Source organism: Desulfobaculum sp., from assembly GCF_054921475.1.
Genome location: NZ_JBUDSW010000287.1, coordinates 1 through 4,219, shown reverse-complemented (window position 1 = coordinate 4,219; position 4,219 = coordinate 1). Strand labels below are relative to the sequence as shown.

5 protein-coding genes are annotated in these 4,219 nt (G+C 64.7%); 1 reads left to right on the top strand and 4 read right to left on the bottom strand.

The window, feature by feature from the left end; all coding sequences use genetic code 11:
• Positions 1 to 264 (bottom strand): A24 family peptidase (locus tag ACY69P_RS14690; RefSeq protein WP_462328012.1); only part of this gene is annotated, 264 nt, incomplete at its 3' end.
• Positions 265 to 318: 54 nt separating this feature from the next.
• A complete protein-coding gene (locus ACY69P_RS14685) occupies positions 319 to 699 on the bottom strand; it encodes a hypothetical protein (protein ID WP_462328011.1) in 381 nt (126 codons plus the stop codon).
• A 565-nt stretch (positions 700 to 1,264) separates the two neighbouring features.
• On the opposite strand from ACY69P_RS14685, the gene ACY69P_RS14680 reads away from it, so the two are divergent.
• On the top strand, positions 1,265 to 1,432 hold the full coding sequence (locus tag ACY69P_RS14680) for a hypothetical protein (protein ID WP_462328010.1): 168 nt from the start codon (positions 1,265 to 1,267) through the stop codon (positions 1,430 to 1,432).
• A 279-nt stretch (positions 1,433 to 1,711) separates the two neighbouring features.
• Here ACY69P_RS14680 and ACY69P_RS14675 read toward each other — a convergent pair whose 3' ends face one another.
• Positions 1,712 to 2,842 carry a pre-peptidase C-terminal domain-containing protein gene (locus tag ACY69P_RS14675; protein WP_462328009.1) on the bottom strand — a complete coding sequence of 377 codons (1,131 nt, stop codon included), beginning with the start codon at positions 2,840 to 2,842 and terminating at the stop codon, positions 1,712 to 1,714.
• A 15-nt stretch (positions 2,843 to 2,857) separates the two neighbouring features.
• On the bottom strand, positions 2,858 to 4,219 hold a 1,362-nt coding region (locus ACY69P_RS14670; protein ID WP_462328008.1), incomplete at its 5' end, for a hypothetical protein.

Below are 4,219 nucleotides of genomic sequence, written 5' to 3'. Positions count from 1 at the left end.
GACATCGCCGCCGCCGAAAACTGTGCTGGTCTCCTGTGCGCGTTGCCAAGCCCCGAAGCTGTACAGAAACAGCGCCACGCCGGTGCCCAGATGTACATAGGGCTGCACGGCAGTGCATGCCGTTGCCAAGCCTAACGGCAAGGCCAGCGTGGTCCAGATACGGGGCACACGTTGCTGCCGGAAGTCGCTGTAGGCGACCCATATCAGCAAAAGCGAGGATATCGAGCGCCACAGTAACGGGGTGACTTCAGTCAAATAAGCCATGTGATAGTTTCCTTTCCGGCCGTCGTGAATAAGATCTGCGCATAGGATTTAACGTCATCCTTCAAGCAGCGTCCAAGGCGCGCGACGTGGCAACGCGGGGGGAAGTGGACTGAGTTGTGCACTCAGATGATCCCACACGGCCCATAGTTCTACCTGCGCATCCGCCGGGAGAGTGTGGGGGCGCGCGGCGTGCAAGCCCTTGAGCTGCCGGATGCGCCGGGTGGCGGGCGTGAAGTAGTAGCGTCCGATGGCTAGATAGGGCACCGTTGCATTGACGGTGGGCGGTTCCTCCGGCGGTAATTGCGTGGGCGCGCCGGTGACGTCGGTGATAATCTGGGCCAAGAGGGTGCGCCAGCTTTCGGGGACGGCGGCCAACCGCGCTTGCACGTCACGGCGATGGTCAGCCAGGCGCGTCGCTGCGTCTTCGGCAATCATACGCTGCTTCACCTGCAAATCCTGCCGGGTATAGTGGACGAAACGGAGAATGAGCCAGCCCACAAAGAGGAGGGCGAGTACCCCGACCGGGAGCAGCCAAGTAGGGATGGGTTGCGGGCGCAGCGCAGGCGTGGGCCAGACCGTGGGCGTTGTCAGTGGCGGGAGTAACAACGGGGTCGCCGTGAGGGTAGCGGGAGGTGCAGCGATGTTGATTGCGGCTGTAGGCGTTGCCGTAGATGGCGCCGCAGTCAGGGTAGGTTGGACTATCCCGGGCGTTGCTGTGGCAATATCCTCGGTGGGCAATGTTGCGGGCAGAGGCAGGGTAGGCGGCAGCGGGATTGGTGTGGCGGAAGGCAGCGGGGTCGGCGTCGGGGGTGGTGCCACGGGCTTAGATGGCGCGCGTGTGACCGGGGCCGGGGTCGGTGGCGGCACGTCTTTTTGTGCTTGAAGCGGTGATGCATAGAGACCGATCACCAATAGGGCAAGCACGATGGCACAATGGACGCGGTACAATGTGAACACAGACTATTTCTGCTCCTCATAAGCTTGTGGGGAGATCATCCCTATGGCCAGCCAGATTATTCCCAATGCCGCGACCACCAGCGCCATAGCGAGGTTTTCTGCCGGTGTGCCGGTGACCGGCAGCAGGAGTGTGGCCGGTGGCGTGTTGGGGGGGCGGACGGTTGTGACATCCGGCATCGAGGTCGCCGTTGGCGCGCCGGGCGTTGGATGACTCGGAGGCTTCACCGGGGTGGGAAATGGCGTGGGTTTCTGAAATAGCGGTGCGCTCAAGCCCGGACTACGCGCCCTTGAACTGGAGTGGTTTACAGGGGGCATGGCAGTGTATGCTGGCGTTGTCGGGAAGGCCGGATCCCAGGATACATCCGGTGTGAGGATGCCGCTTGTCCCTCCCACAGCGTAGGCTAAGACACAACAGAGGGACACGCCCCCTAAGAAAAAACTTATCCGACGAACTGTATGATACCATTTCATAGGGTAACCTCCATATCAATCAAGGCTGTGGTGTTGGCGGCGGGGGAGCTTTGGAGGGGTCTGTGGGTAGCTGCTGCTGAAAACGCTGCGCCGGCATCTCCGTGAGGGCTACGCCAAAGGTGTAGCCGGTCTCCGGGCCGTAAACCTGCCAGTCCCAGGCCCGCACGAGCCCACAGTACACCCCATCCGCCGGGGCCGTCCACACAATGCGCGAGGCCAGATTCGCGGGCCAAGCAATGTCGTCATTGTCCGCCAAGGGCGTCGTGCAATCATCTGCGCGGTGCAGCGTCAGCCAGGTGTCCGCCTGGGTACCTAGGTCAGACGTTGCCAGCACATACGTGGCCCCGGCCTGCGCAGTGAACGCAAACCAGTCGTTGTCGTTGGGGCCGTCCAGGTCGTCGCGATAGCGCGCCCCCACTGCGACCGGCCAGCCTGGACACTGAGGGGGTGCCTCGTCCAGCAGATGCAGCGGCGGGGTGGGCGCACTCGGCGGGGGATAGGCATGCCGCACCAGCGGCATGTAGACCCCCACCGGGCGGAACACGGGGATGATCACCGTGTGCGTGACCGGACCAGAACTGGCACTGCGCGCCGTGGCCGTGGTGGGCATCTGCCGGCCCTCGGTGCCCGCATCCACCCGGACGCGATAGGTCAGCACGGCAAGGGCCTCATAACTCAACGTATCCAAGGCCCAGGTGAGGGTCAAGTTGTCCTGCACGTGCACCATGCCCTGCTCGGCGGTGACACTGGAGGCCACCAGCGTCAGCCCGGCCGGCACCGTAGTGGTGACCTGCACCTGAGCTTGGGGGCGCACCCCGTTGTTGGTCACCGCGACGGCCAAGGTCAATTCGTCGCCCGGGCGCACCGGCGGGACGGTATCGTTGACCGCCACCTCCACCTTGAGGAGGTCCGGCGCGCTGCTGCCGCGCCAGATGCCGCCAGTAAGGGTTTGGGTGGCCCCGGCACTGGTGGCCACACTCATCTGACCCAATGTGCCGTAGAGGATGTACGGGGCCCCGTGGGCCACGCCGCCGCCGGAGGCCGCCCCGGTCGCACGGTGGAGGTGATACCCACCCCCCCTTTGGGCTGCCGCCGGCCCCGGCAGGCCGAGCGAGAGCAGGAGCACTAGGAGCAGTGTATAGCGTTGCATTATCCACAGCCTCCTTTACCGTTGCCAGTAGGGCACACAGAAAGCATTGGCGCAGTGGGTGGCCACGAGCGCGTTGCTGTTGCCAGCGTCGATGTAGACCAAGAAGGGCAAGGCGTCGGCGCCAATGAGCACCGCCGGATCCATGCCCGTCGTGCCGGTCGTGGCCACCAACGTCTGCGTGGCCGTCGCGCAGGTCACATCCCCGCAATGCACCACCGCCAGGTCGCGGCTCTCGTAGCGGTGATAGGCAATCAGGGGCAGGCCATCGGCCCCCACGGTGATCGCGGTGTCGTGGGCTTTGAAGGTGGGATTGTCCACCACGACGCGCACCGTGGCGCTGCTGCAAGCCACATCGGCACAGTGGGCCACCTTGAGATCCTTGTTCGTATCATCCCCGTAACTGATGAGGGGCAAGCCATCTGCCCCAATCGTCACCGCGGTGTCCACACCCACGTAGCCCGCGCTGTCCACGGTGGTGAGGGTGGCACTAGTACAAGCCACGTCCTCGCAATGAGCCACCTTGAGATCATAGGCAGGTATGCCGTTGAAGTAGGCAATGAGGGGCAATCCGTCCACCCCCAGGGCCATGGCCGTCTGCCCATCCGCCGTCGCGGCACTGTCGAGGGTGGTCAGCGTGGCGCTGGTGCAGGCCCCAGCGTCACAATGGGCCACCTTGAGGTCGTAGTGGGTGTAGTCAATGTAGCTGATGACGGGCAAGCCATCGCGACCAATGACGATGTCGCTGAAGTAGCCTACCTGCCCGGTCGCGTCCACGGTACTGCGGGTGACGGTGGTACAGCGGGCGTCGGCACAGTGGGCCACCCGCAGATCCTGCGCGGCGATGCTGTAGTAGCTGACCACGGGGCAGCCGTCGGGGCCCACGGTGATGGCGGGGTAGAGACTGTTGGCGGGGTCCAGCATGACGTGGGAGGTGCTCGTACACGCGGCGTCGGTGCAGAAGGCCAGATACAGGGGGCCATTTCCGTAGGCCACCAGGGGCAGCCCATCGGCCCCCAGCGTGGCGGCCAGGCGGAAGCCACTCACCCCCAGGGCGGTGCTCTGATTGTCACGCGGGAGGAATGCTGGGGGGTCCCCCGCGTCGTCGCTCTCGCAGGTGACGGTGCCATCGGCGTGGATGGCGCGGATGCTGCTGCCGGGGGCACAGGTGCTGCTGACGCGGCGTTGGACGTAGGTGGGGTCGGCGTTGAGGGTCACACTGCCACTGGTGCCTCCCCCGGTCAAGCCGGTGCCGGCAGTCACGGCGGTGATATCCCCCGGCCCCACGTTGTCCACGCCATCGGCAAAACCGGTGGGGACGTTGGTGAGATTGGTCCAACTGCGGTAGTAGGTCCCGCTTTGCCCATCGAGGAGATCGGC